This window comes from Anoxybacillus amylolyticus, assembly GCF_001634285.1.
In the GTDB taxonomy this organism is placed as follows: domain Bacteria; phylum Bacillota; class Bacilli; order Bacillales; family Anoxybacillaceae; genus Anoxybacteroides; species Anoxybacteroides amylolyticum.
Genome location: NZ_CP015438.1, coordinates 438,112 through 464,628, shown reverse-complemented (window position 1 = coordinate 464,628; position 26,517 = coordinate 438,112). Strand labels below are relative to the sequence as shown.

Here is a 26,517-nt window from a genome sequence, read left to right as displayed (position 1 = left end):
CATTGTCTATTATACGACAAAAAAGGCGATGGTTTCCATAGTTTTTTTACAAAGTTTTCTTTTATTATGTTTTCCTTTCCACAAAAATAAAAGGAACTAGCGGCTTATCACTAGCTCCTTTCGTTTCCAAAAATTACGGCGTATAAAAATTTTGCGTATAGTACGGCTGGCCGGAAGCACTGAAGGCGACTCCTACGCCTAACCGTTGAAAGTCCGGATACAATACATTCTGCCGATGCCCGAGTGAATCCATCCACGCTTCATGCACGAAAATGGCGTTGAATTGTCCGTAAGCGATGTTTTCGCCGGCTACGCCGTAGGAAATTCCGTCTCGCGTCATGCGGTCAAACGGCGATAGTCCTTGTAAGTTTGTATGGTTAAAGTAGCCGTTTTGTGCCATATCTTCGCTATGCTTTCGTGCTGTGCCTGCAATTTTTGCATCCCATGCAAGAAGCGGCAAATGGTTACGCAAACGAATCGCATTGACTAAATCAAAAATTTGATACTCATAAGCGGTGCGTAATGCCGCACTTGCGATTCCGTAAAAGCCAGCTTTTGTTTCTTCTAAATCTCGTTTGACGACTTGCACAGCGGTTAAACGGTTGTTGTTATATTTATCGTAAAAAAACGTGACGTAGTTTCCGTCGATCAAATACGTATCATATTCGTCATCTTGAATGATGTATTGCGTATTTCCTTTTTGAATATAAGAAAGCGTTGTACCATATTTTGCTTCGATTTGTTGTTTTGTCGCACCGAGCGTCATGCCTGTTTTCGTTTTGACGATTGGCTGGTTCGTGTACATCGCCGCAACGCGAGCGTTTTGATAGCTAACCATTAAAAAGTCCCGATAGTTTCCTTTGTCGTACGCTTCCCAATACAACCCGTAATCGTTTAACGTTTTCCGTTTCGCTTTTCCGTAAATGGCTTCGACTTTCGCCCGCGAATCGCCGATCGCTAGTCCGTTCATCGAAACCGCTGCACTCGTTTGTTTTGCTTGCTGGATGCAGGCGAGGATAGTTAGCTTCGTTTTGGACGGTGTTTCGTATTTCACGTTCGCATCTCGCTTGACGTAATAACCTCCGCCAACCCCTAGATATGATGATTGGAATGTATAAATTCGATAAAAGCTGCCCGGGGATAACGTACGGACAACTACCGGAGTGCTCCCGTTCCATTTGATTAAACTCGTTTTCTTCATTACCGTTAAACGACCGATTTGCCCCGGCTTCAATTCTGCACCGTCCCAAAAAACTTTTTCATTACCGGTATACGTGGCGCAATTTTCCGCTGCGGCTGCTTTAGAAAACACCCCAGCCAAACTGCCGGCAATCAACAGCATCGCAATGACACCTATACGAACCGCTCTCATGAAGCTCGCCTCCTTAGAAGTTGACTTACTTCTATGATACTAGGAAAATCACAATTATATAAGAGCCGATTTTCCGATCCGTTAAAAGGTGAATCTTCTAGCTATATACATGCTCATTGAAAAATTAACATTTGCCTTCTCCTTCAACTAACTTCCTCCCCCATGGCTCAGCTTGTAGATTGAGCCCACAGGATCTTTGGAGGAAGTGCTGCAGCGCTTAGGGTGTGCAGGATAACGGAGAGGTTAACTCTTCATGTTGCATGTATATACAATACTTTGCAATAGTTTCACTCCGCTTCCGTTTATTCTTGCAAAATATAAAAGGAGAGCCGGTCACTTCTCAGTAATCCGCTCTCCTTTTCTTTTAATCTACAAATCTCGACAACCTTTAAGGCACAGGCACTATACTATTCTCCATTTACCAACTTTAGCTTTTGCTTAGATGGTGTTTCATAACGAATATAATCTTCCATATTTGTGATAACATAGCCTCCTCCAACCGCATACTGACCGCCAAATTGTTGATCAAAGCCGTAAACGCGATACACTTCCCCCGGTTTCAAAATGCGCACAAACTGCAGACGCCCGTCGGCGGTCCGCTTCCACAAGTTAATAGGCTTTTGCACCGTCAGCCGGCCAATTTGTCCTTTTTTCAATTCCATTCCATCCCAATATACTTTACCTACCGGAACCGTTGGTTTTGTCGGTTTTCCTGGTTTTTTTGGGGGATTCGGTTTTTCTCTCTTCTCTGTTGGTGGCTGCGGTACGATTTTACCATCTTCTACTTTCACCGGGGTTGTTCCGCTTCCCGGCGTCGTTCCACTTCCTGGGGTTGTTCCTAACGTTCCTTCGCGCAGTTGCTTCGTTTCAAGGTTTAATACGTAATCGCGCGTATTTTTCGCAATCGCTCCGCCATCATTTTTGAAAATCGTCGATTTACTTCCCTCTGACGGTTCGATATGAAGCGCGATTTCTTTTTGATTATTCGTTGGCGTGAATGTGTACGTAAACGCCATATGCTCATCAATCGATACTCGTTCGTTGTTCATGGTCAATACTCCGTTTTTAATCGCATTGCCTTTAATCGTGACTTGTGCCCCTTGTTTTTGAACGTCTTCGACAACAACCGGTCTATCAATCCAACGTAAAATACGATCTTGAATGACCATCGTATTGTTTCCTTCGTTATGGACAGTCACTTTTAAATCCGTGCCAATCGCCCCGTATCCATAGTAACTCACATCATCATCAGTGGCATCTTCCCTCGTATGGTCGGCTAATGCTTCTTGGTCCCAAGAGCCTCCCTTCACATACTTATACGTAATCGTTTCTCCTTCTTGAACTTCTGTTGTAAACTGCCAATCCGGTGTGACGGCACCATTGCGTGACATTTCCCATGCGCCTGTATTCCAGCCGTTCATGCTGTTTGGAATGGTAATACGCGTATCTAACGGCGTATAGTCTGGCGCTTTGACTTTAAATGTCACTTTCACCATCACAATATTTGGTGTCACTTTTACTTCATTGGAAACAGCGACATTGCCCGCACGGTCGTATAACTTCACGACGTATGTGTACTCTTTCCCGTTTTCAACATCATAATCGGTAAACGATGTTCCAATCGTGGTTGTTGTATAAACGATCTCACCATCACGCTCAATGACAAGCATGTAAGCATCATCATTTTTGTCCGTAAACGTCCATGATAAATTCACTTGACCTGATTCCACCGCTGGCTGCTTCAGTTCAATCGCTGTCGCTGGAGCTGTTCGGTCGTTTTCATTGGCAGTAAAGGTAACGGATTGTTCATTTGTATATACCCAATCTTCACCTAGATTTGTCGTAAATGCGTAGCGATACGTATACGCTCCGGCAACAAGTGGTGTAAACGTTGCACGAAAGACGTTTGCTTCACCGTCTTGTCCTTGGTATACGGCTTTATATTCTTTCCAATTTGAATCGTTTGGCCCTTTCACTTGAAGAATCCCTTGTAGTCCTTCTGCCAATCCATTTTTTGTTACATTTTCAATCCATACTTTTGCTTCCACTTGCGCTGCCTTTGATAAATCAAGCACGTCATTGCTTACTGTTGTGACAGACTGAATGTTGTTTGTACGTAACGGATAATGAGGAACAACGCGATTCGTTTCGACTTTGGCTGATTCATTTCCATTTTCATCAACAGCTGTCACGGCAAAATAGTATGCTGTACCGTTTGTTAGCGATTCAATCGTTGCCGATGTGTCTGTCGTTTCTTTCACAAGCGTATAGCCTGCTCCTTTTAACGTCGATTGGTAAATGCGGTATTTCGGTGCTTGCCCTTCCCACGTTAATGTCGCGCTGCCGATGCTTGCTGTAGCCTGTAAATTTTTCACAGTGGCTGGTTTTTGAACAGCGACAGTTCCAAACATCATACGGCCGTCCATCGCCGGAATCGTAATCGTTGCTTTGCCGTTTACAACGTCCATCTTATATCTATCATGTACTTGATCTGTCAATGTCGTCCCGTTCGGAATAAGCTCCGCAACATTCAATTCCACAGTTGTATCAACGTCACCGCGGTTGACCGCAATTAGCGCAACTTCACTGCCGTGTTGACGGGCAAATACATATACGTTTCCTTTGGCATATACTGTTTCAATGTTTCCGTGCGCTAATACGTCTTTATGTTGTGCCCGAATGGTTCCGATCTTTTTGTAATGATCGATCAGCTGCTGATCTTCATTGCCCCATGGATATGTGCGGCGGTCATCCGGGTCTTTTGAGCCTGTCACACCTGCTTCGTCACCATAATAAATGGTTGGCGCACCTGGGTAACCCATTTGCAAAATCGCTGCTAATTTTAACCGTTTTTTCCCGAGTTCCTCATTATAGTTTGGATCAAGTTCCGCACGCTCATATGAATCCGTTCCGTTGCCAAGCACGAAAATCGCCCGCGCCGTATCGTGTGAACCGATCAAGTTCATTAAGGAATAAAATGACTCACTTGGATAATCTTCGCGAATCGCTGTTAAACGCGCATCCGCTTCTTCTGCTTTGCCGTTTTTCAAAAAGTCAAGCACAGCGCCGCGGAAACGATAGTTCATGACAGAGTCATATTGATCGCCAAGGAAGTATTTCGACGCGTCATCCCAAATTTCACCGAGAATGAGTGGTTGTTCCCCGTTTTTGAGCGTTGGCCCATGATCGTATTCATCGTTCAATAACGCTTGACGGAACTCGCGCCAAAATGCGGAATCTACTTCATTCGCTACATCTAACCGCCAACCAGACGCCCCCCGCGTAATCCAGCTTTTCGCGACGGAATTTTGCTCTCGGAAAATATAGTTTGCGAATGCATCATTATTTAATTCGCTTGGGTATGGCACTTTGTTTCCTGCGACTGACTTAAACTCTGGGAGACTATCATACCCCCACCATGACTGGTACTTGTAATGCCCATCTACCTTTTCGTTTTCAATGTTGAACCATAAATGAAAACCATATGGACTAAACGTTTGCCCTTCTTGTTTGAACTTTTCTTCCGCCTGTTTACGCGCCTCTTCTTCGCTTAATCCTTTCTCATTCATTAAGTCATATACAGCTGCCCAATATTCGTAAGCGCCGACTGTCGGATACTTATTGTAGCGGTCAAAATAAACCGAGTCGTCTGATACGTGGTTGAACACTCCATCTAAAATAAGGTGCATTCCTCTCTGTGCAATCGATTGCACAAAGGATTGAAATTCTTCTGGCGAACCAAACATCGGATCAAGTTCTTTATAGTTGTTTGCATCATATTTATGGTTCGATGGTGCGTTAGCGATCGGGTTTAAATAAATAGTATTCACGCCAATCGATTGCAAATAGTCAAGCTTCTGTTCAATGCCAGCAATATCGCCGCCGAAAAAGTCGTTTGACCATTCTCCGTCTCCATCGTAGCCGCTTGTACCTTTTAATCGTGGGTTGTCCGGCAAACTTGACCAACTGCGGTGTTCAATCGGTTGATTACCGCGCGCTTTTTGTTTCGCATTATCGTTCGCTGAATTGCCGTTGAAAAAGCGATCAGGGAAAATTTGATATACAACCGCTTCTTTCATCCAATCTGGTGTTTTGTAGGCTGGGTCGTACACCGTTAATTGGAACAGCTCTGCGTTTTTATCAACTGCTTTGCCCCACTGTCCTTCTTGTGTATCTTCTCCGTATTCTGCCTTCGCTCCAGCATCTACCGCAATAAATTTATAACCGTATACTCCTTTTACATCTGGTGTAAATGTCGTTTCCCAATATTCCTCTTCGCCAAGCACACCGGCTTTTTTCATCGAATATAGTTTCGCTGTGCCGGTTGTCGTATTTTTTACATATACATCCGCTTTTGTCAAATCGCCTTTTTTCGCTGATAAACGAAGGGTCACTTCTGTCCCAGCTTCCACCGCGCCAAACGGTTGGCGATACAACGAATCCCACGTATTATGCTTCAAACGGTCTTTTTGGACGATACCATCCGAACCGCTTGGATTGTAATCGGTATACACTTCTTTCGTTTTCGCGTTAAAGAAAAAGGTAATTGTCGTTTCTTCAAGCACATTTAATTTAGCATTATCTCGTGGATAATTTTCTGTCCAATCATTCCCAAGAACCACTTTATACTCATATGTCCCTTTTGGCACACGCGCCTTAAACGTATAAAGGGAATCAAAATCGTCATCTGACAACAACGCTGTTGATGTTTGCGGTGTCCAACCGTTCACGTCTGTTTCATAACCAATATCTGGTAAAATCGTTCCGACGAGCCGCGGCTGCTTTTCTTTTGGAATTGGTGCATACCAAGTCGAATCCGCAATCGCATGCGTTCTGTCGTTGTAATAAAATGTAACCGTTGTTTGTTCATTTAATACTAGCTTAATATTCGAGCCATTGCGGCCGCCGGCACCATAGTTTTCATCCCAGCTGCCATTAATCGCAATTTTATACTCATACGTTCCGGCTGGAAGTGTTCCCCTAAACGTATATAACCCGTTTCCTTCCTTTTTCATCACTGTAGCTGTCGCTTTCGGATCCCATTCGCTCGTATGACCAAGTTCGTCTTGTAAGTTACCAACAAGCGTCACTGTCCGTTCTTGTTGCACCGGTGTCCCAACAACAACCACACTGTTGCGGCCACCGTAACCGTCGTCTACTTGATTCGGATTAAGCGGATCCGCCACCCATTGACCATCTACAACAAACTTATACGTATATGTCCCATCTTGAAGTGTTTGCGTGACCGACCAGACGTTATTGTTGCCTTTCGTTAGTGCAATCTTCTTGTCACCATCTGCCTGCCAATCATTAAAGGAGCCTGCCAATAGCACAAACTGCTCGTTTCCTGTTCCTCCATATAGAAACGTGACCTCGTTTCCATTGACAACAGGACTACTGTTCCCCGTTCCATTAGCGCTAGCGATTGCACTAAATGAAAACAGTTGAACGAACAATAAAAAGATTGAAAAATACGTGAATCTTCTTCTCATGCTCTTCCCCACTTTTCTTCCTCCTTCCCTTTTATTAGTGAAATCGTTTGCACAAAAGGGGATGGGTAAGGATGCAAACGATTTCATTTGTTATTTATGCTACAGAATACGACGGAAAATTTCAATATTTTTTTAAAATTCGAAAAGATAAAAACTTCTCCGCCCCCTCACTTGACTACCCATTAGTCATTTCTGTCATCACTTTATATTTTCTGTTTTTAGTAGTTATCAGAATTTTTATTTTTTTATTGAAAACGCTACCAACCAATCGTATAATAACCATCAGAAGATTTTTCCTCATCGTTCAATCATCCGTAAACTTGTGCAAACGTTTTCCCAAAATACTCTTTATTATTTTTGGAGGTGATGCCGTTCTTCTTTCCACATGTAAAATAAAAAAGGAGGCGTACACATGTCCCTATTCAAAAAAATCTTTCCGTGGATTGTATCTCTACTTCTTTTGTTTTCGTTTATTGCTCCTTTTTCCATTCAAACAGAAAAAGTCCGCGCTGGAAGTGTTCCAGTGAATGGAACGATGATGCAATATTTCGAATGGTACCTTCCAGACGATGGAACACTATGGACGAAAGTAGCAAATAACGCCCAATCTTTAGCGAATCTTGGCATTACTGCCCTTTGGCTTCCCCCTGCCTATAAAGGAACAAGCAGCAGTGACGTTGGATATGGCGTTTATGATTTATATGACCTAGGAGAGTTTAATCAAAAAGGAACTGTCCGAACAAAATACGGGACAAAAACGCAATATATCCAAGCAATCCAAGCGGCGCATACAGCAGGGATGCAAGTATATGCAGATGTCGTCTTTAACCATAAAGCCGGTGCAGACGGAACAGAACTAGTGGATGCAGTAGAAGTAAATCCTTCTGACCGCAATCAAGAAATATCAGGAACATATCAAATCCAGGCTTGGACAAAATTTGATTTTCTTGGTCGTGGAAACACCTATTCTAGTTTTAAATGGCGTTGGTATCATTTCGATGGAACGGACTGGGATGAGAGTAGAAAACTAAATCGTATTTACAAGTTCCGCGGCACAGGAAAAGCATGGGATTGGGAAGTAGATACAGAAAACGGGAATTATGACTATCTCATGTATGCAGATTTGGATATGGATCATCCAGAGGTTGTATCCGAACTAAAAAATTGGGGAAAGTGGTATGTAACCACAACCAATATCGACGGATTCCGTCTGGATGCAGTGAAGCATATTAAATATAGCTTTTTCCCAGACTGGCTATCGTATGTACGAACCCAAACACAAAAGCCTCTTTTTGCCGTTGGAGAATTTTGGAGCTATGACACTAACAAGCTGCACAACTATATTACAAAGACGAACGGCTCTATGTCCCTATTCGATGCCCCGCTGCATAACAATTTTTATATAGCATCGAAATCAGGCGGTTATTTTGATATGCGCACATTACTCAACAACACATTGATGAAAGATCAGCCTACATTAGCAGTCACATTAGTGGATAATCACGATACTGAGCCAGGACAATCTTTACAGTCATGGGTCGAGCCATGGTTTAAACCGTTAGCTTACGCATTTATCTTGACCCGCCAAGAAGGTTATCCGTGCGTCTTTTATGGAGATTACTATGGTATTCCAAAATACAACATTCCTGCGCTGAAAAGCAAACTTGATCCGCTGTTAATTGCCCGAAGAGATTATGCCTATGGAACACAGCACGACTATATTGACAATGCGGATATTATCGGTTGGACGCGGGAAGGAGTGGCTGAAAAAGCAAATTCGGGACTTGCTGCACTCATTACCGACGGGCCTGGCGGAAGCAAATGGATGTATGTTGGCAAACAACACGCTGGCAAAACGTTTTATGATTTAACCGGCAATCGAAGTGATACAGTGACAATCAACGCTGATGGATGGGGAGAATTTAAAGTCAATGGAGGGTCTGTATCCATATGGGTTCCAAAAACATCAACCACTTCCCAAATCACATTTACTGTAAATAATGCCACAACCGTTTGGGGACAAAATGTATACGTTGTCGGGAATATTTCGCAGCTGGGCAACTGGGATCCAGTCAACGCAGTTCAAATGACGCCGTCTTCTTATCCAACATGGGTAGTGACAGTCCCTCTTCCTCAAAGTCAAAACATACAATTTAAATTTATCAAAAAAGATGGATCAGGAAATGTCATTTGGGAGAATATATCGAATCGAACATACACCGTCCCAACTGCTACATCCGGAGCATATACAGCCAGCTGGAACGTGCCATAGCCATTCTCTGTGATAACCGAAAAGCCGAACACTGCTATCGTGATCGGCTTTTTCTTTTCGAGATACATCGAGTGATGACACACCTACCCCATATCCTTTTGGTTTTCTAATACGACATCAATTAAAATGGAACTTCTTAAACATATTATACCATTTAACCGTACACGATAACATGAAAATTCACTTTGTTGTATGTATTTTTTTACCAATATTTAATTGACGTGTCGACTTCCCGCTTAAACTCATTTGACATACATGAGCGCTTCCAACAACAACGGATTCGGTAGCTTGTACGCATCCGTCGGCGACTATATAAATGCACATTGAAGTGTTAACATTTTTCGACTGTCGGGCGCCCGAACAACACCGCTCCCAGACAAATGAAGTTGTCTGGGAGGGGGCTCGTTATTCGGTTCTCTGTCACGCGAACGCGTGACAGAGGCAAGCCTTTGGCTTGCCTCCGACAGTCAAAAAATAAGTTAAACTCCCCAGTTGCATGTATATAAATGCGCCGCAACACACTCCCCTCCGGAACAAGCCTCAAGCTGACGATATTCACACGCTTTCCCTCCTAAAACAAAAATAGCCCCCATTCCTTGAATGGAGGCGTTCGATTCAAAAATATAATATATGCTTCAAACCGTGGCAGGCACCGTGCCAACAAGTGATGCCTATTCCTCAAGCACCTTGTTTAGCTTCTTATCAAAAGTATATACCTGGTATCCCTTCACTTTATTATAGGCGTATAAAAGGGTATCGACAAAGTCCAGCCGTCTTTTTCTAAACAGAATGAGCGCTTCTTCTAATATTTCAATATCATTCACGTCGATATTATCGTATTTAAACAGTTCTAAAAGAGTATCGCATATCTCGTCACTTTTTACTCTGTACACTTTTTCAAGAACATAAACGACTTCAACTACTACCTCATTCGGCAATAACACTTTGTTATTTTCAATAATCGTTGCGGCTTTCTCTGACAAATCATCATGATCATTAAGCAGATATCTTAGGATGATGTTTGCATCAACGATTTTCATATTGATCCACCACGGCTTTAGACCAAGCATCGCTTTCTTGAGCTCGCAAAACCTCGTTTTTATATTTTGACAGAGCTCCCCTCAAGCTCTTTTTTTCCACTTGTTCTACATCTTCTTTATCTGTATAGGGAAGGATAATGACTTCTACTTTCCTATTTTTCAATCCTTTAGGTATATCTATGAATTTTTCCAAATCATTGCTGTTTTTTATTACTCTCACAAAATCCATACCTTTTCGCTCCTTTCAATTAAAATGGAACTTCTTAAACATATTATACCATTTAACTGTACACTATAACATGAAAATTCACTTTGTTGTATGTATTTTTTTACCAATATTTAATTGACGTGTCTCCCGCTTAAACCCTTTCAACATACATGAGCGCTTCCAACAACAGCGGATTCGGCAGCTTCTTCACATGTTCCACAGGAATAAGCAACTGGCCCATTTCGTCATGGTAAAACTCATATGCTTCATATCCGACTTCCTCCCCCTTCACCTCCACGCCAAATTCGCGTTTCATTTTCGCAATAACCCAGTCCAGCATGATTCTTCCCCCTCACATGTACCCTTTTTCTTTCAATGACACAAACCGTTCTGGACAAACGATGAGATTGATCAAGCACGTCGATGCCGATGACTTTCCCTGCCTCCGAGAGCCTCTTTGTCACTTCGATGTCTCCCCTTGACGGCGTCGGGTCGGTCGATGGATGATTGCGCGCCACTAACACCGACGCCGCATTTGCCAAAATCGCCGACTTAAACACTTCTCATGGATGCACGATGCTCGCATTCAAACTCCCGATATGGCAAACGTGAATCGCCGTCGGCTGATTTTTCGTGTCCAAACAAACGACGGCAACCTTCTCCCGATCCGCATCTGCCAACAACGGCTTCAGCAACTTATACGCATCCTCTGGCTATTGAACACGCCGCTCCTTGTACAACACACTCCCCTCCCGAACAAGTTTGAGGCTCACAATATTCACACGCTTCGCGGGCTGATAAAACACCCCCTGTACCTTTTGTTGCTTGCGGTTCATGCAGTACTTTCCCATTCCATTCCCTCCTAAACAAAAATAACCCCCATTCCTTGAATGGAGGCTTTCGATTCAAAAATATAATATATGCTTCAAACCGCGTTTAATGCGGATGAAAAAAAGAAACAGAGAGCCATTCGACTCTCTGTTTCTATCGATCTTCGGGGCGTAACAGTTCACGCAACCACCTAGGCATCGTCCTTAATGAAGCTGTTCATTAATCGAGTGAAAATTGATATGAATCGGTATATGTTTTGTAACCGCATCAACATCTCTTTTCTTATAATCCATAATAACAACACCTGTAATTACATCATCCTCTTCGGAAAATCTAATGAATACACCAGGGGCTGCTTCATCATCATATGACACTTTTGGCTCGCCAAAATAAATATACAGGACATCATGATCATAATCATAGGAGTATTTAATATTCCCTTGTAGATTTTGGACGAACATAAATAGCACTCCCTATTTCTTGATTCAATCTATTTTTCGCAATAACTGTCACCACATCCCCGTACTCTACATTTTGATGGTCAACAATGACAACTAACGCTTTTAGTGACTGAAATTTCGGCAGTTGGACAAGATCGATATATTTTTGTCTCGTATCATTTTGATTCTCAGGATTATTCGGTAAGATAAAACACGGATCTTGAATCACACCTTTAATCATTTCTTCTTGACCAACAAATTCCTCTCTAGTGTGATCTCCGCCAATAATGTGATAGTTCCACGTTGTGCTTTTCAGTCGAATTTCTTTTCCGAAAGGATCCTTAGTAATAAATATATAATCCCCGTCTTTCATTATTCCCCACTCTTCACGCCAATTATTCCTTGTTCAGAAAGCTCGCGCATTTTTTCTTCACTCGGCGGAGATGGAATTTCACCAAATATTTCTTCATACTTCTTGACGTGCTCTAACAATAAATAAGCAAATTGTTTCGCATGTTGTGGACTCATCGTTACTTGTCCAAGATATATATTTTCAGTCGGTGATTGCTTTTGAAGATTAAGGATAATGTCATGAAGCCCCATCATAATATCAATGGAATTGCAATAAACATTAAAAGGAACTGTATCCATATTCTCTTCCCCCAATCTTACTTTCTTTATTATTATATTTTAACACCACCAAAAGCTTTCCTGCATCACTGAGATTTTTAACAAATGGGAAATGCAATGTGGTTAGTAAAGATAATCATTCCTCCCACCTCAATCCTCGACAAAAAGCTACAAAATACTTCAATATTGCACAAAAATTATTTTACAAAAATTAAATTGCTATATTTATTTACCGATCTTCTACAATCTTCAGGGCGTTCTCATCCTTGAATATTTAATACTTTGGTAATTAGAAACATTGATTCCTTCAAGAACAATATTAACGCAATTATACTTAAGATAAGGACAAAGAAAATAACGATTAAACCAACCTTCGGGGCGTGACAGTGGAGTGAGCCTCAATATGCATTCTTATTCACTAATCCATTCGAAATCGTTTTAAAAATAATTTTAATATCAAACAACAGGCTCCAGTTTTCGATGTAGAAGATGTCATGCTCGATGCGGGCTTTAATGGACGTATCTCCACGCAATCCACATACTTGCGCCCATCCGGTGATGCCAGGACGAACATGGTGCTTGATCATATATTTAGGAATTTCCTCTTTAAACTTTTCGACAAAATAAGGACGTTCAGGTCTTGGACCAACGACGCTCATATCGCCTTTTAATACATTAAAGAATTGCGGCAGTTCATCCAAACTTGTTTTCCGCAAAAATGCCCCAAACTTTGTCCTCCGCGGGTCATTTTCCACTGTCCACTGTGTATCAGAAACAGACTGAGGCAAATGCTTCATCGAGCGGAATTTGTACATATAAAACGTTCTTCGGTTCAGTCCGACCCGCTCTTGCTTAAAGATAATCGGCCCTGGCGAAGTCAGTTTGATTCCAATCGCAATCAATAACATAATCGGTGATGTGACAATAATCGCTATTAGAGCGAATATAATATCAAATGAACGCTTCAATATGCGATTCCTTAATTCATCCAACGGTACGTCCCTTACATTAATGATCGGTAAATCCCCAAAAATCTCGAAATGAGGAACAGCTGGAAGCATATCATAAAAATCAGGAATAATCGAAACTCGAACTCCCATTTTTTCACACACTGCAATAATTTCTCGATATTTCGGATATGCTTGCAGAGGAAGTGCAACAATTACTTCGTCAATTAACTGGTGGCTCAATACATGCTCAAGATCAGCAGTTTGTCCAATAATCGGTTTATAATGAGCAAACTCCGGTGCATGCTTAGTTCGAAAGTCATCTAAAAACCCAACGACCTCCAATCCGTATTCCGGATGCATTTGAAGATTTTCAAAATACTTTCTGCCAATCGATCCTGCACCAATAATTAAAACAAACTGTTTGTTATACCCCTTTTTTCTTAACTTGCGGAGACTTTGTTTTACAACGTAACGATAGATCGAAACTAACGTCAAATTCCATGCAAAATATAGCAATAGAAACGACCGCGACACATCAACAGTTTTAAAAGTAAAGAGCACGCTTAATAAAATAAACATGCTCAACGTATGTACTTGCAATACCTTCGCTAACTCATTAGAAAATTTCTCTTTTCGTTTCGGCGCATACAACTCTACTAAATACCCTATGATAATAGCAATAGCACTATAAACCCAAATCCAAAACCAATAATCTTCCAATGGCAAATGACCGCCAACACCGTCGTGAAATACTTTAAACTTCAGCACCCAAGCTAAGAAAAAAGCGCCTTGCATCATCGCAAAATCGACAAAAGCATAAAGCTTCGTTAAAAACCGCTCTCTCCCTCTGATCACCTTAACCACCTATTTTCCGAAAAATGTTAATTATTACAGAAAGTATGAACTTGGCTGCTATGCCCATATAAACGAAATAATTCACTATAAATGGATATTTTCTAGCATAATGCTTCTTATGGAATAAAAACATAGCCCGATGAAATTCATAAACAATTTTAAAAGGTTTCTTTTTACTGCTTGCCCCTTTGTAATGGATGATGCTTGTAAATGGGCAATAATAAATCTCCCAACCTGCTTGCTTGATTCGATAGCACCAATCGATATCTTCACCGTACATAAAAAACTGTTCATCTAATAACCCGACTTGCTTAATCACTTCTCTGCGCACGATCATAAATGCCCCTACCAAACAATCGATTGGATGCGGTTCGTTCAAATTCATATAGCCGAGATGATATTGATTAAATCGCGGACTTTTTGGGAAAAGTCTCGCCAATCCCACTAAGTAGTAAAAAGAAGCCTCCGGAGTTGGAAATCCCCTATGACAAGCCCGGTCTAATTCTCCATTCGGCAAAACAACCTCGCATCCGCTCGCTCCAACCTTCTTATTTTTATCCATAAATTCTATCATTTTCTCAATGGTATCTTCTTTTACAATTGTATCAGAATTTAACAACAAAATATAGCGTCCTTTCGACAATTTTATTGCTTGATTATTTGCCTTTGAAAATCCTACATTTTGTTTATTTTCAATCACCGCCACATTCGGGAACTTTCCCTTGATGATATGGACGGAATTATCCGAAGAATGGTTATCTACAACAATAATTTCATAACTATACTTTGTCTTAGATTTTAAGATAGACTCAATCGCCCCAACTGTTAGTTTCGGTGTATTATAATTAACGATAATAACGCTAATATCCATTGTTTCACCTGCTTGTAAAAAAATAATCCGGCCTAACTAACCGGATTATAGTAAATAATTGATCTGTTGTAAATATATCACTTCAAATCCTAAAATCAGTTTTTAAAAATTCTTTCAACGCTTCACGCCAATGTCTTAACATTGGAAACCCATTCACTTTCAAAGAAAAATTGTCTAGCACAGAGTATTTAGGTCGTGCCGCTGGTCTAGGAAATTGTTCTGTCGTGATTGGATTTACTTTCACATGAATATTACTTTCTTCAAAAATAGCTTTGGCAAACTCGTACCAAGAACATGCCTCACTATTTGTCGCATGATAGATTCCAAATTTCTCAGTTTGGACTAATTCAATAATAAAGTGGGCTAAGTCAACCGTATATGTAGGAGAGCCAATTTGGTCATTGACAACACCAATTTCTTCTTTTTCTTTCGCCAGTCGAAGCATGGTTTTGACAAAATTTTGTCCAAACTCTCCATATACCCATGCTGTTCTCACAATAAAATATCGAGAACATAACGATTTTGTTAACTCCTCACCAACGAGCTTAGATTTTCCGTATACTCCTAACGGATTTGTTTGATCATATTCCCTATAAGGAACCGTTGAATTCCCGTCAAATACATAATCGGTACTAATGTAACATATTTTCGCTCCAACTTTTTCCGCTGCCACTGCCAAGCTTCTTTGTCCAAACGCATTCACTAAATAAGCTATTTCTTCTTCTATTTCCGCTTGATCTACTTTTGTATAGGCAGCAGCGTTTATGATGATATCAGGTTTAATCTTTGTAATAACTTCATTTACTATGCTCTCATTCGTAATATCCAAATCACTTTTTGTAAACGAATATAGTTCAAAGTTCGTTTGCTGTAGTTGCCTTACAAGCTCTTGACCTAACTGCCCATTTGCCCCAGTGACAACAATCTTCATTATAATCTCCCTAACTTCTGTCCATATTGTCTTTCATAATACTCTTTGTATTCACCTGATAAAATGTTTTCCCACCAAGAACGATTTTCTAAATACCAGTCAATCGTTTTCTTTAATCCTTCTTCGAACGTATATTTCGGCTTCCATCCTAACTCTTTACGGATTTTTGTCGCATCAATGGCGTAGCGTCGATCGTGACCAAGGCGATCTTCAACAAATGTAATGAGCGATTCAGGTTTGTTTAAATATCGTAAAATTGCCTTTACTACTTCGATATTCGTTCGCTCATTATTGCCGCCAATATTGTATACTTCTCCATTTCTTCCCTTATGTAACACTAGATCAATCGCAGAACAATGATCTTCCACATGAAGCCAATCACGAACATTCAAACCATCACCATAAACAGGGAGCGGTTGATCGTTTAAGGCATTAATAATCATCAACGGAATTAACTTTTCTGGAAAATGGTAAGGGCCGTAATTATTAGAACATCTTGTAATATTCACTGGCAACTCGTATGTTTCATGATACGCCCGTACTAAAAGATCCGCACCGGCCTTACTTGCACTGTATGGACTGTTTGGAGCTAACGGTGTTGTTTCCGTAAAATAACCTGTTTCTCCTAATGTTCCATATACTTCATCAGTGGAAATCTGTATATATTTTTTCACACCATACTTTTTCGCTGCATCAAGCAACACTTGAGTGCCTTGAATATTCGTTCGTACAAATACTCCCGGATCAGTAATACTGCGGTCTACATGTGATTCAGCAGCAAAGTTTACAACTGCATCGACACCTTCAGCAAACAGCGACTCAACTAACTCTCTGTTAGTAATATCCCCTTTTACGAATCGATAGTTTGGCTCATTTTCAACTTCTTTCACATTCTCTAGATTCCCGGCATATGTAAGCGCATCTAAATTAATAATTTGATAGTTTGGGTATTTTTTTACCATGTAATTCACAAAATTACTGCCAATAAAACCTGCTCCACCTGTAATCAATACTTTCATCTGCATTTCCTTCCCTTAATAAGTGAAATTATTTTCTGCTTCTGCCAGCCTAGGATGCTTACTGTCTTTTTCAGACAAAATAGGAGAATGAGTCGGCCAATCAATCTTTAAATCTGGATCGTTCCAGCAAATTCCCCGATCATGCTTCGGTGAATAATAATTGTCTACTTTATATAGCACCTCTGTATTTGGTACAATCGTACAAAACCCATGAGCAAAGCCCTTTGGAACTAACAACTGCCGCTTATTCCCTTCGCTTAAAATAAATCCTTGCCACTCGCCATAGGTTGGAGACCCTTTACGAATATCAACAATCACATCATAAATGGCCCCTCGAATCACCCGAACTAACTTCGTTTGAGCAAAGGGTTCAAGCTGATAATGAAGACCTCTCAACGTTCCAACTTCCACAGATAAAGAATGATTGTCTTGAACAAACTCGTAATTGAATCCTAATTCTTTGAAAACTTTATCATTATAACTTTCCATAAAGAACCCACGATCATCACCAAACACTTTCGGCTCTATAAGAAAGGCATCTTTAAATCTTGTTTCAATAATTTTCAACTAATTCACCTTCTTTACTAACCCGATTGGCGATATCGAGCAAATATTGCCCATAACCATTTTTCTTTAAAGGATCGGCTAATTTTAGCAGCTGCTCTCTCGAAATGTAACCTTTACGATACGCAATTTCTTCTAGACAAGCCACTTTTAAACTTTGTCTTTTTTCAATCGTTTCAATAAAAAGCGAAGCCTCTAGTAATGATTCATGTGTTCCCGTATCTAACCAAGCAAAACCGCGCCCAAGCAATTCCACATGAAGCTCTCCAAGTTCTAAATACGCCTTATTTACATCCGTAATTTCAAGTTCTCCACGAGCAGAAGGCTTAAGCGACTTAGCGATGTCAATAACACGATTATCATAGAAATATAAACCCGTCACCGCATAGGTAGACTTCGGATTTTCCGGCTTTTCTTCAATAGAAATAACTTTACCATTCTTGTCGAATTCGACTACACCAAAACGTTCAGGATCTTTTACATTGTATCCAAATATAGTCGCTCCACGCTTTCTCGATGCAGCTCGTTCCAACATCTCCGTAAATCCATGACCGTAAAAAATATTATCTCCAAGAATCAGAGCCACATTATCATTACCAATAAACTCTTCCCCAATAATAAACGCTTGTGCCAATCCATCAGGCGATGGTTGAACAGCATAAGATAAAGATATTCCCAAGTCACTACCATCGCCAAGAAGCTGCTCGAAGCGTGGAGTATCCTTCGGAGTAGATATGATAAGAATGTCACGAATCCCAGCGAGCATTAAAATAGATAAAGGATAATAAATCATTGGTTTGTCGTATATAGGCAATAATTGCTTCGATATTGCCTTTGTCAAAGGATATAGGCGTGTGCCGCTGCCGCCGGCTAAGATTATCCCTTTCATTTTTAATCTCCTTTTTATTTTGTGAGAGTTTCTTTATAACGCTTTAAAAATGATATTTATTAAATATTTAAAGAGAAATCTTCTTTTTCTAAAGTCAGATTAGGATTGTAATAAGGATCTTTATCTAAAATATGTCCCCATCTTTGTTTCATATACTTAACTTCCTTAATGTCCAGCGAATGTCCCCTCGAAACAGATTCATGATGAAATAATTCTGCCTTCGGTGGAAGTACAATTAAATAACCTTTCTCTCGAATTCTTAAACACAAATCCACATCATTAAAAGCTACAGCCAAATCTTTTTCATTAAATCCGCCTATTTCATTGAACAAATATTTTTTAGTAAGTAAACATGCTCCAGTGACAGCACTAAAATTTCTTGTATCTGTCAACATTGAAAAATAACCTAATGAATCTCCTTGGAAATATTTATGAGAATGACCAGCAATCCCTCCAATTCCTAATATTATTCCTGCATGTTGAATCCTACCATCTGTATAATACAGTTTAGCTCCTACTGCTCCTACCTCTTTTCTCTGAATATGTTCAACCATTACAGTTAACCATTCCGGTTCAATAACCTCTACGTCATTATTTAAGAATAATATATACTCCCCTTGAGCATATTCTACTGCTCGATTATTTAGATAAGAGTAATTAAAAGGTACATCTAAACGCAATACTCTATGTTTAGTAGCTGACAAATATTCTAATGTTTCTTGTTCCTTACTTCCATTATCAATAATAATAATCTCATAATTTTTATAAGTAGTCTTTTTCTCAATACTATCAATACAAGTCCGAATAAGTTCTACTTTATCTCTCATTGGAATAATAATCGATACCAATTTTTCTTCATCTATCTTTCTTCTAACCTCATAGTGCCCAAAACTTTTACCTTTAGTAACTCTTCCAGCTATATTTCTTCTATTTAAGGCATCTTGAACTACCTTTACCCCATTTTCCCATGCATAATGTTTCGAATTTCCATTTTGAGCTGTGGATGTTGGAATTTTCCTCCAATGGTATAAGACTTTTGGAATATGTTTCACTTTTTCTGTACGTTCAGTAAATCTAAGAACTAAATCATGGTCTTGACTACCTTCAATATCTGTTCTTAGCCATCCCAATTCATCGCCAATAGATTTTCTATAAACAGCAAAGTGGCAAATATAATTTACTGATAATATATAATCTGGTGACCAATCCGGTTTAAAAAACGGTTCACAGTAAATTCCGTTCTCATCAATTTTATCTTCATCAGAGTAAATCATGTCTGGATTGCATTCATTAATAACTTTTGCGACTTCATACAATGCATCAATTGTTAATTCATCATCATGATCTAAGAAGCCAACATAATCCCCGCTAGCCAATTCAATTGCTTTATTTGTAGCTCCAGCAATCCTAAGATTGTTTTTTGCTCGAACAATCTTAATCCTTTTATCCTTCTTAGCATACTCCTCAAGTAACTCCCATACCTCTTTATTGCTGGAGCAATCATCACAAATACATAATTCCCAATAAGGATAAATTTGATTCCTTACAGAATCAATAGCTTTAGCCAATAAGTTTTTATCTGTATTGTAAGTAGGCATTACTATACTAATTATTGGTTTCTGCGAAAATTGTTCAATTTCGACTTTTATTTCATTTATAACGCTATTGCTTGGAATTTGACTTCTAATCCATTTATCGTAATTATAATCATTATTTTCATAATTTATTTTTTTCTCAATTAGATTAACAGTCTCTCTTAAACCCTTTGTTTTAATTCTATTAACTACCTTAGGAATAGAATTCCATTTATTTAAAAGAAAAAAATTCCTTACTCTCCTTATTATTTCTAAATATTTCCAACCTTTTGTATTTACAATAGCTTGATTTATAGCTTCAATATTTCTAATATGTGTATCCTTATCTTCAATTTGTTGCCTTAAATGCTGATTTTCGACTGTTAACTTCTCCACTTGTTTTAACAAATTAACTCTATCCTCTATAAGATTTTGTATATCTTGAGTATGCTGGGAGACCCAGTTATAAATTTCCTGTATTTGTTGTATCCCTATTTTTTGTTCATTTATTATTGAACTCCATAGTTTATCATATGTAGAACACTGTTGATTTTGTATTTCAATTAAATTTAAATCTTTAATACTATTTTCTAAATCTAATAATTTATTTATTATGTCTGAATCTATTACGCTATTATTTTTTCTAATCGTAATGTTAGATCTAATAATCTCTAATTTTTCTGCACTCTTTAATGAGACAATAAATTTACGATAACATGGAACACTATAATCCCTCTCATAGATATACTTGTTATAAAATTCGTCAATAACAAAACGGTAATTTTTTAGCTTATTACTACTAGCAACTAAAAAATGTAGTCTCATTAACTTTTCCCATAAAAATAACGAACCATGTTCAAATTCAATAAAGTTGATACTATTTTCTCTTAAAATCTTTAGTGTATCATTGAATTGTGGCAAAGAGTTTTGTCGATGTTCCTCTAGCCAACGAAAATTCTCACCATAAAGTGCTTTATGGTACTCATTTAAACGAATCTCCGCTTTCTCCACTCCTTCGGTATTAAAAGGGGCTGCGATAATAAATCCCTCTCTAGCTACACGCTTTATTTCAGTAATAAACTTTTCTCTTTTTGTATTACTAATATGTTCAAAAACATCTAGAGCTATGACGAAATCAAAAGTTTTATCTTTTAACGGCATATCTGTTGCATCAGCTTGTATATAGTTAGACTCATCCTTTAAATGTTTTGGAACTTCTATATCTAAATAAGTTATCTGATCATTGGGTAAAAAATGTTCTAAGTTTCTATGCTCATTTGCTCCTACTTCTAGGATGCAATATTTCTCTTTTTCCCTTACCAAATTAATAATTTCGGCTACATGTTTATATCTTTGGTATTGATCAAAAGGGATTTTTTCCATCACTTCACAACTCTCCATTCATGCTCAATATGTACAAGCCCTTCAGTAAAATAATCACTTTCAACATTAAAATGACATACATCGTTTTTATAATCAATACATACCAGTCCACCGTCAGTGAAAATACCCGCATCTACAAAATAAGTTCCAGCAAGCAGTGGGACTTTTGGGATTTTATACATTACAGTGTGAGTTCCTTTTGTTTTAGGAACATTGACCTTATCCAAATAAGTATTGGGACCAAAAATATATTTGCGGTCATTTCCATATATAGCTACTCCTAATAAAAAATTAGGAACTTCATTCGTAAATATAGTATATTTAATGTAAACAACTAGCTCTTCAAACGTTTTAATACGAATTTTATCCATTGTAACAGAATTAATTTTGGCAATAATATCTACATTCAACTCGGTCTCTTGCTCATTTTTATTAATTCTCTCAATACTAGCAGCTACTTCTCTCTGCTGATCTTTAAGCATTTCTAATTGAAGGGAGTCTTCGTACTGATTTACTACCTCACTGGAAGAACCGATATGTCGCACATTTCCGTTTTGAAGCCAGATAGCCCTGTCACAGAACCTCTTTACCTGCTCACCGGAATGAGATACAAATAAAATTGTTGTTCCTTTATTTTTTATTTCTTTCATTTTATCAATACACTTGATTTGAAATTTTATATCTCCAACAGCTAATGCTTCATCTACGATTAAAATATCTGCATCTACGTTTATAGCAATAGAAAATGCCAATCTAACATACATCCCACTTGAATATGTTTTAACCGGTTGGTCAATAAAATCACCAATATCCGCAAACTCTGCAATTTCGTTAAAACGTCGGTCCATCTCTTCCTTAGAAATACCAAGGATGGCTCCATTCATATAAACATTTTCTCTTCCTGTAAATTCTGGATTAAATCCACTACCTAACTCAAGTAAAGCTGCCACTCTTCCGTTTACTTCAACGGAACCTGAAGTAGGTGTCAATGTTCCAGCTAGTATTTGAAGTAAGGTGCTTTTTCCCGATCCATTTCTTCCAATTATACCTACCGTTTCACCTTTTCGAATTTGAAACGAAACATTGTTGAGAGCTGTAAATTCACGATAATACTTTCTCCTTCCTCTAAGTAAACTTTGCTTGAGTCGATTAATCGGTCTATCATATATTTGGTAAATCTTACTCAAATTTTCTACCTTTATAGCTATATCAGAGGACATCCGCAAAACCTCCTCTTGTCTTCTTGAACCATATCAACCCTAATAATGCTGTAATAACACCAAATACCGTACCAATTATGAGCCAATTCCAGTGTGGAAGGAGCCCCCAAACAGTTATACGTCTTACATCTTCAACAACATAACTAATCGGGTTAATATAATATAAAAATTGTAGTTCCTTTGGTATTGCAGAAATAGGATAAAAAATTGGGCTTAAAAACATCAAAGCTGATATAACTACACTCATTACTTGTCCAATATCACGAATATATACCCCTAAAGACGATAAAAACCACCCTAATCCTAAAGTAAATAGACATATAGGTAACAGCACTAAAGGAAGCAGGATTACAGTCCAATATATTTTTCCTGTAAAAATTAAAATGGCCATAATTAAAATCACTATATTAATTCCTAAATGAAATAAAGAAGAACCAAGGATAACTATAGGCAATATTTCTAGAGGAAACACTACTTTCTTCACATAATTCACATTGCTCGTAATTAACATTGGCGCTCTAGATACTACTTCTGAAAAAATATTAAATACAATAAGTCCTGAAAATAAGAGTAATGCGAATTCCACTTTGCTATTCCCTGAACTTGTTCCCCAACGAGCTTTGAACACTACACTAAAGACAAATGTATAAATCATTAACATCATTAGTGGTGTAATAAATGACCAAACAATGCCTAGATATGAACCTTGATAACGACTTCTCACTTCTCTTTTGATGAATTGCATAATCAAACTTCTATGTAAAAATAAGCTTCTTATATCACCTAATAGTCGCATTTCTAACTCCTCATTCGTGAGACTAATATTTTAACTTTTTAAAAATCCATGTTGAACATGTAAAAGGTACTGTGAAAATCATTAATTCAAACAAAAATAAAATAATATCATATTTAATGAGAGGAACTATTTTAAAAAAATTGCCCAAACAAGGCTTCTGACTAAATTTTTTTCTAGCTTCCGTTAAATGAATTTGAAAATAAACAAGTTGCTTTTGTTGTAGTGTTAATGATAGCCGTTCTAGTGTTAAGCGATATTTGTTGCCCTGCTTTTCTATTCGATGTCGAATATAATCATTTATATTTGTAATATTCACCAAACGTTGATTCCCTATTTGATTCCCCGAATGAATCCGATACAAAACAAGAGGTTCTTTAATATATCCTAAAGAACCTTTAACAGCTGCGTGAATTGCTAACCAATGATCATGTACGAATTCATCGTAGTCAGGAAAAGGTATCGCACTCTTCGCAACATCAGCCCTAATCATCATTGCACATCCTGTGACGCTATTTCTATTAATTAGGTGAGCAAAAGTATTGTTACCATGAACATGCTTTAGTCTAAAATTGCTTTTCTTAAAACTTTTATGAATGATACGATCATTTTCATCTATTAAACTCAAATCAGAATATACGAGTGTGCAATGATGTTTCGTGATGTGACTCACTAATCGCTCTACCTTTTCAGAAAGCCATATATCATCTTGATCGCAGTAACAAATATAATCGCCATTGGCTTCTCTTGTTAATTGCTCAAAGGTCTTATTGCTTCCAACATTCTTTTCATTTCTTATTACCTTGCATGGAAACCTAGAGATAATATTTTCCGACATTTTCTTTACTTTTTCATACTCTGCATCATTAGCACTATCATCACAGATGATGATTTCAATATTTTCGTACGTTTGATTATTCAAGCTTTGCAACTGTTTCTCGAAAAAATCTGTACGCGGAAAATACGTAGCAACCACAATCGAAACCAATGGCATCTCCATTTAAAATCAACTCACTTTTTCCTGCTTATTTTGCATAAGGAAAGAAACTAACAATCCAAGCAATATCCAGAATATTACGGCTGTACCGATGATGGAATCGTTAAATAACGCCTGAATGAGATACGCACTACAAGCGATAGCGACGCTTGCGAAAATAGCTTGTTTATCATCAACTAATTTCGTATTGATCAAACGTTTTATTGTCAATATCCCAATGTTGACAATGAAAGCAACAAACGCAAGCAGGGCAATCACACCAGCTCCGTAAGCAATACCGATGTACATGTTATGCGGCTTATCGACTATAACAGTATATGTCTCGATATTGGCTTGCTTTTCAGGGTCATCTTGCGGGAAAAAGTAAGGAAGTGTATCAAGACCGTATCCAAATAATGGACGATACTGAATAAGTTCCCACGTTTTTTTCCATATGTATAAACGTCCCGATCCAGGACCAACTCCTGATTCAGGAAGTTGTGGAAGTTGATACTCCTTATTTTCTTGATTTGATCCAGTTTCGGCATATACATGACTTGCATCAAAAGCTTGCTGGAATTCATTGACTACAGCACGAGCTTCCGCAAACGGATTGCTTTTTATAAAAAACCCAAACGTTTCATCCCATACTTTCGGATTATGATTTACCATGACAACATAAATGCATGCTGCTCCGACTAAAAAAACGGCAAAAGTAACTGCGAATTTACGTTTGTATATTGCTTTAAAAACAAGCGAAAAGACAAGCGGAAGGGTAAGCATTAATGTAAGAAATCCACTAACCGAAAGAGAACTTAACAACATCGCAAAACATAGTAAAGACATCACGAAATTTATAATACTTCTGATCTTATTTTTATCTAATAATGCCCAAGTGAAGAAAAGGGTCGTAAGAACAGCCGAAACCCCACTTACATAGTTCCCGTGGTTAATGGTCGCAAGTAACCGCGAACCTTCCGTCAATTTTGCGCCTTGGGGAAGATTTGAGTAAAGCAATTTTTTCACCCAGTTTAATTCGAGTACGTTATAACCGTAAAAATTAACAATCCCCAACAAAGCGTTAATCAGCACAAATGGGTATAGGCAATACAATGCCCATTTTAGCCTCTTCTCTGTATAATGAATATTCGCAGCGATAAAAAACAACATTAAATAACAAAGATACGTAATAGCCCCCTCGTTTCTGTCATACATTCCATAAAGGGCAAGCGTCTTATACGGCGCAAAAACAACCGACAAAGTAATAAAGATCGCTAACAAAGCTAACGATATGTTTATTTTTGTTTTTGGTATAGAATACTTAAGCACGGCAACCTTATATATAAATAGTAGACTTAAACATGCAGTGGAAATTAGCAATAAAATGTGTTTGTAATAAGTAAATACATCTGCTTTCTTTCCCGTATCTAAAATATCCGTTTCCGTAATGGACGGGCTGATATAATCGGTAATATGTACTCTTGTTAATAATGGAACAAAGACTAAAGTAAAGATGAGTCCGAAAAACAAAAATCGGTCCACTTTTTCTATTTCAAGCCTGTCTTCTTCCTCATCGCGCTCAATTTTTAAATATCTATATAAATCAGACATAGACATCCACCTTATGTAGCGATTATTTTGTTCGTTGATGAATGAGGGTCAGAAGTTCATCAATTCTAGAATGGTAGTTTTCGGATCCCGGCAGCTGCTTACTTTTTTCGAGATATGCCTTCGCCTTTGCGTACTCCCCATTAAAATACAAAATTTCGCCGAACTGTAATGTGAAAATCGGATCTTCCTGCAGGAAAGGCCGTTGTGTAATAGCTTTTTCATAATAAAGAGACGCATGTTGAAAGTCGTTCTTCATCGCATAGGCTAACCCAACATAGCGCATAATGTTATAACGATCTGGGTATTTTTTTAAAAGCGGTTGTAATAACGGTAGCGCTTGCTCCCCGTTGCCTTGCTTGATCCATTCAAAAGCTTGCTGATACTGAATATAATCCTGCTTAAACTGCTGGTCTTGCCGTTCTCCTTTCCAATAAGCATAGCTAATACCTATAAGAACGAAAATAATAAGGCCGTAGAATACATATCGACTCAGTCTTTCACTCATCATCCATTCGCCTCATTCTACTAAAAATCGACAATCCTCTACCTGTAAATTTTAGTAGATTATTCTCAATAAAGCAAGTGTTTCTTCAAAT

Annotated in this window: 22 protein-coding genes and 1 pseudogene; 1 reads left to right on the top strand and 22 read right to left on the bottom strand. The window is 38.5% G+C overall.

The window, feature by feature from the left end; all coding sequences use genetic code 11:
* Positions 1-133: 133 nt before the first annotated feature.
* Together GFC30_RS02295 and GFC30_RS02290 are read right to left on the bottom strand one after the other, a co-directional pair.
* A complete protein-coding gene (locus GFC30_RS02295) occupies positions 134-1,372 on the bottom strand; it encodes a CAP domain-containing protein (protein WP_066322720.1) in 1,239 nt (412 codons plus the stop codon).
* A gap of 407 nt (positions 1,373-1,779) precedes the next feature.
* Complete coding sequence (locus GFC30_RS02290; RefSeq protein WP_409978508.1) at positions 1,780-6,864, bottom strand: pullulanase X25 domain-containing protein; 5,085 nt, start codon at positions 6,862-6,864, stop codon at positions 1,780-1,782.
* 430 nt (positions 6,865-7,294) lie between these two features.
* On the opposite strand from GFC30_RS02290, the gene amyS reads away from it, so the two are divergent.
* Positions 7,295-9,136, top strand: coding sequence for an alpha-amylase (gene amyS / locus GFC30_RS02285; RefSeq protein WP_409978507.1), 1,842 nt, complete (start codon positions 7,295-7,297; stop codon positions 9,134-9,136).
* 331 nt (positions 9,137-9,467) lie between these two features.
* Here amyS and GFC30_RS16800 read toward each other — a convergent pair whose 3' ends face one another.
* The 20 genes and pseudogenes from GFC30_RS16800 to GFC30_RS02190 all read right to left on the bottom strand — a co-directional run bounded on the left by GFC30_RS16800 (position 9,468) and on the right by GFC30_RS02190 (position 26,429).
* Positions 9,468-9,695: a hypothetical protein gene (locus tag GFC30_RS16800; RefSeq protein ID WP_148660350.1), complete on the bottom strand. Its 228-nt coding sequence runs from the start codon at positions 9,693-9,695 to the stop codon at positions 9,468-9,470.
* 112 nt (positions 9,696-9,807) lie between these two features.
* Entirely contained in the window at positions 9,808-10,176 is a 369-nt protein-coding gene (locus GFC30_RS02280; RefSeq protein ID WP_066322718.1) for a type II toxin-antitoxin system VapC family toxin, read from the bottom strand.
* Positions 10,163-10,405, bottom strand: a complete 243-nt coding sequence (locus GFC30_RS02275) for a hypothetical protein (RefSeq protein ID WP_066322717.1) — start codon at positions 10,403-10,405, stop codon at positions 10,163-10,165. Before GFC30_RS02275 ends, GFC30_RS02280 begins: the two co-directional genes overlap by 14 nt.
* A gap of 130 nt (positions 10,406-10,535) precedes the next feature.
* Positions 10,536-10,724: a hypothetical protein gene (locus GFC30_RS02270; protein ID WP_179946283.1), complete on the bottom strand. Its 189-nt coding sequence runs from the start codon at positions 10,722-10,724 to the stop codon at positions 10,536-10,538.
* Between the two features lie 12 nt (positions 10,725-10,736).
* A pseudogene (locus GFC30_RS02265) lies at positions 10,737-11,220 on the bottom strand (JAB domain-containing protein).
* Positions 11,221-11,418: 198 nt separating this feature from the next.
* Positions 11,419-11,676 (bottom strand): DUF2283 domain-containing protein, encoded by a 258-nt coding sequence (locus GFC30_RS02260; protein ID WP_066322716.1) that lies wholly within the window; start codon positions 11,674-11,676, stop codon positions 11,419-11,421.
* Positions 11,645-12,028, bottom strand: coding sequence for a hypothetical protein (locus GFC30_RS02255; protein WP_066322715.1), 384 nt, complete (start codon positions 12,026-12,028; stop codon positions 11,645-11,647). Before GFC30_RS02255 ends, GFC30_RS02260 begins: the two co-directional genes overlap by 32 nt.
* Positions 12,028-12,321, bottom strand: a complete 294-nt coding sequence (locus GFC30_RS02250) for a DUF3467 domain-containing protein (RefSeq protein ID WP_409978494.1) — start codon at positions 12,319-12,321, stop codon at positions 12,028-12,030. The genes GFC30_RS02255 and GFC30_RS02250 overlap by 1 nt, the downstream gene beginning before the upstream one ends.
* Positions 12,322-12,683: 362 nt before the next feature.
* Positions 12,684-14,090, bottom strand: coding sequence for an undecaprenyl-phosphate glucose phosphotransferase (locus GFC30_RS02245; RefSeq protein ID WP_066322714.1), 1,407 nt, complete (start codon positions 14,088-14,090; stop codon positions 12,684-12,686).
* A 1-nt stretch (position 14,091) separates the two neighbouring features.
* A complete protein-coding gene (locus GFC30_RS02240) occupies positions 14,092-14,961 on the bottom strand; it encodes a glycosyltransferase family 2 protein (RefSeq protein WP_066322713.1) in 870 nt (289 codons plus the stop codon).
* 82 nt (positions 14,962-15,043) lie between these two features.
* On the bottom strand, positions 15,044-15,892 hold the full coding sequence (rfbD, locus tag GFC30_RS02235) for a dTDP-4-dehydrorhamnose reductase (RefSeq protein WP_066322712.1): 849 nt from the start codon (positions 15,890-15,892) through the stop codon (positions 15,044-15,046).
* The gene (gene rfbB, locus GFC30_RS02230) at positions 15,892-16,911 is read right to left on the bottom strand and encodes a dTDP-glucose 4,6-dehydratase (RefSeq protein ID WP_066322711.1); all 1,020 of its coding nucleotides are present in this window, start codon (positions 16,909-16,911) and stop codon (positions 15,892-15,894) included. The genes rfbD and rfbB overlap by 1 nt, the downstream gene beginning before the upstream one ends.
* A 15-nt stretch (positions 16,912-16,926) precedes the next feature.
* Positions 16,927-17,478 (bottom strand): dTDP-4-dehydrorhamnose 3,5-epimerase, encoded by a 552-nt coding sequence (gene rfbC, locus GFC30_RS02225; protein WP_066322710.1) that lies wholly within the window; start codon positions 17,476-17,478, stop codon positions 16,927-16,929.
* Complete coding sequence (rmlA, locus tag GFC30_RS02220; RefSeq protein WP_066322709.1) at positions 17,465-18,364, bottom strand: glucose-1-phosphate thymidyltransferase RmlA; 900 nt, start codon at positions 18,362-18,364, stop codon at positions 17,465-17,467. Before rmlA ends, rfbC begins: the two co-directional genes overlap by 14 nt.
* 59 nt (positions 18,365-18,423) lie before the next feature.
* A complete protein-coding gene (locus GFC30_RS02215) occupies positions 18,424-21,321 on the bottom strand; it encodes a glycosyltransferase (RefSeq protein WP_238583554.1) in 2,898 nt (965 codons plus the stop codon).
* Positions 21,321-22,541, bottom strand: a complete 1,221-nt coding sequence (locus GFC30_RS02210; RefSeq protein WP_066327035.1) for an ABC transporter ATP-binding protein — start codon at positions 22,539-22,541, stop codon at positions 21,321-21,323. Before GFC30_RS02210 ends, GFC30_RS02215 begins: the two co-directional genes overlap by 1 nt.
* The gene (locus GFC30_RS02205) at positions 22,531-23,337 is read right to left on the bottom strand and encodes an ABC transporter permease (RefSeq protein ID WP_066322707.1); all 807 of its coding nucleotides are present in this window, start codon (positions 23,335-23,337) and stop codon (positions 22,531-22,533) included. Before GFC30_RS02205 ends, GFC30_RS02210 begins: the two co-directional genes overlap by 11 nt.
* Positions 23,338-23,359: 22 nt before the next feature.
* Positions 23,360-24,334 carry a glycosyltransferase family 2 protein gene (locus GFC30_RS02200; RefSeq protein WP_066322706.1) on the bottom strand — a complete coding sequence of 325 codons (975 nt, stop codon included), beginning with the start codon at positions 24,332-24,334 and terminating at the stop codon, positions 23,360-23,362.
* Positions 24,335-24,340: 6 nt separating this feature from the next.
* Positions 24,341-25,921: an O-antigen ligase family protein gene (locus tag GFC30_RS02195; protein WP_066322705.1), complete on the bottom strand. Its 1,581-nt coding sequence runs from the start codon at positions 25,919-25,921 to the stop codon at positions 24,341-24,343.
* A gap of 22 nt (positions 25,922-25,943) precedes the next feature.
* Positions 25,944-26,429: a tetratricopeptide repeat protein gene (locus GFC30_RS02190; RefSeq protein ID WP_066322704.1), complete on the bottom strand. Its 486-nt coding sequence runs from the start codon at positions 26,427-26,429 to the stop codon at positions 25,944-25,946.
* Between the last annotated feature and the right edge of the window lie 88 nt (positions 26,430-26,517).

Bases quoted from the DNA above. Each gene is read 5' to 3' on its own strand.
- GFC30_RS02295 (WP_066322720.1), bottom strand. From the start codon at position 1,372: ATGAGAGCGGTTCGTATAGGTGTCATTGCGATGCTGTTGATTGCCGGC.
- GFC30_RS02290 (WP_409978508.1), bottom strand. From the start codon at position 6,864: ATGAGAAGAAGATTCACGTATTTTTCAATCTTTTTATTGTTCGTTCAA.
- GFC30_RS02280 (WP_066322718.1), bottom strand. From the start codon at position 10,176: ATGAAAATCGTTGATGCAAACATCATCCTAAGATATCTGCTTAATGAT.
- GFC30_RS02275 (WP_066322717.1), bottom strand. From the start codon at position 10,405: ATGGATTTTGTGAGAGTAATAAAAAACAGCAATGATTTGGAAAAATTC.
- GFC30_RS02270 (WP_179946283.1), bottom strand. From the start codon at position 10,724: ATGCTGGACTGGGTTATTGCGAAAATGAAACGCGAATTTGGCGTGGAG.
- GFC30_RS02260 (WP_066322716.1), bottom strand. From the start codon at position 11,676: ATGTTCGTCCAAAATCTACAAGGGAATATTAAATACTCCTATGATTAT.
- GFC30_RS02255 (WP_066322715.1), bottom strand. From the start codon at position 12,028: ATGAAAGACGGGGATTATATATTTATTACTAAGGATCCTTTCGGAAAA.
- GFC30_RS02240 (WP_066322713.1), bottom strand. From the start codon at position 14,961: ATGGATATTAGCGTTATTATCGTTAATTATAATACACCGAAACTAACA.
- rfbD (WP_066322712.1), bottom strand. From the start codon at position 15,892: ATGAAGATTGTTGTCACTGGGGCAAATGGGCAGTTAGGTCAAGAGCTT.
- rfbB (WP_066322711.1), bottom strand. From the start codon at position 16,911: ATGAAAGTATTGATTACAGGTGGAGCAGGTTTTATTGGCAGTAATTTT.
- rmlA (WP_066322709.1), bottom strand. From the start codon at position 18,364: ATGAAAGGGATAATCTTAGCCGGCGGCAGCGGCACACGCCTATATCCT.
- GFC30_RS02215 (WP_238583554.1), bottom strand. From the start codon at position 21,321: ATGGAAAAAATCCCTTTTGATCAATACCAAAGATATAAACATGTAGCC.
- GFC30_RS02210 (WP_066327035.1), bottom strand. From the start codon at position 22,541: ATGTCCTCTGATATAGCTATAAAGGTAGAAAATTTGAGTAAGATTTAC.
- GFC30_RS02205 (WP_066322707.1), bottom strand. From the start codon at position 23,337: ATGCGACTATTAGGTGATATAAGAAGCTTATTTTTACATAGAAGTTTG.
- GFC30_RS02200 (WP_066322706.1), bottom strand. From the start codon at position 24,334: ATGGAGATGCCATTGGTTTCGATTGTGGTTGCTACGTATTTTCCGCGT.
- GFC30_RS02195 (WP_066322705.1), bottom strand. From the start codon at position 25,921: ATGTCTGATTTATATAGATATTTAAAAATTGAGCGCGATGAGGAAGAA.
- GFC30_RS02190 (WP_066322704.1), bottom strand. From the start codon at position 26,429: ATGATGAGTGAAAGACTGAGTCGATATGTATTCTACGGCCTTATTATT.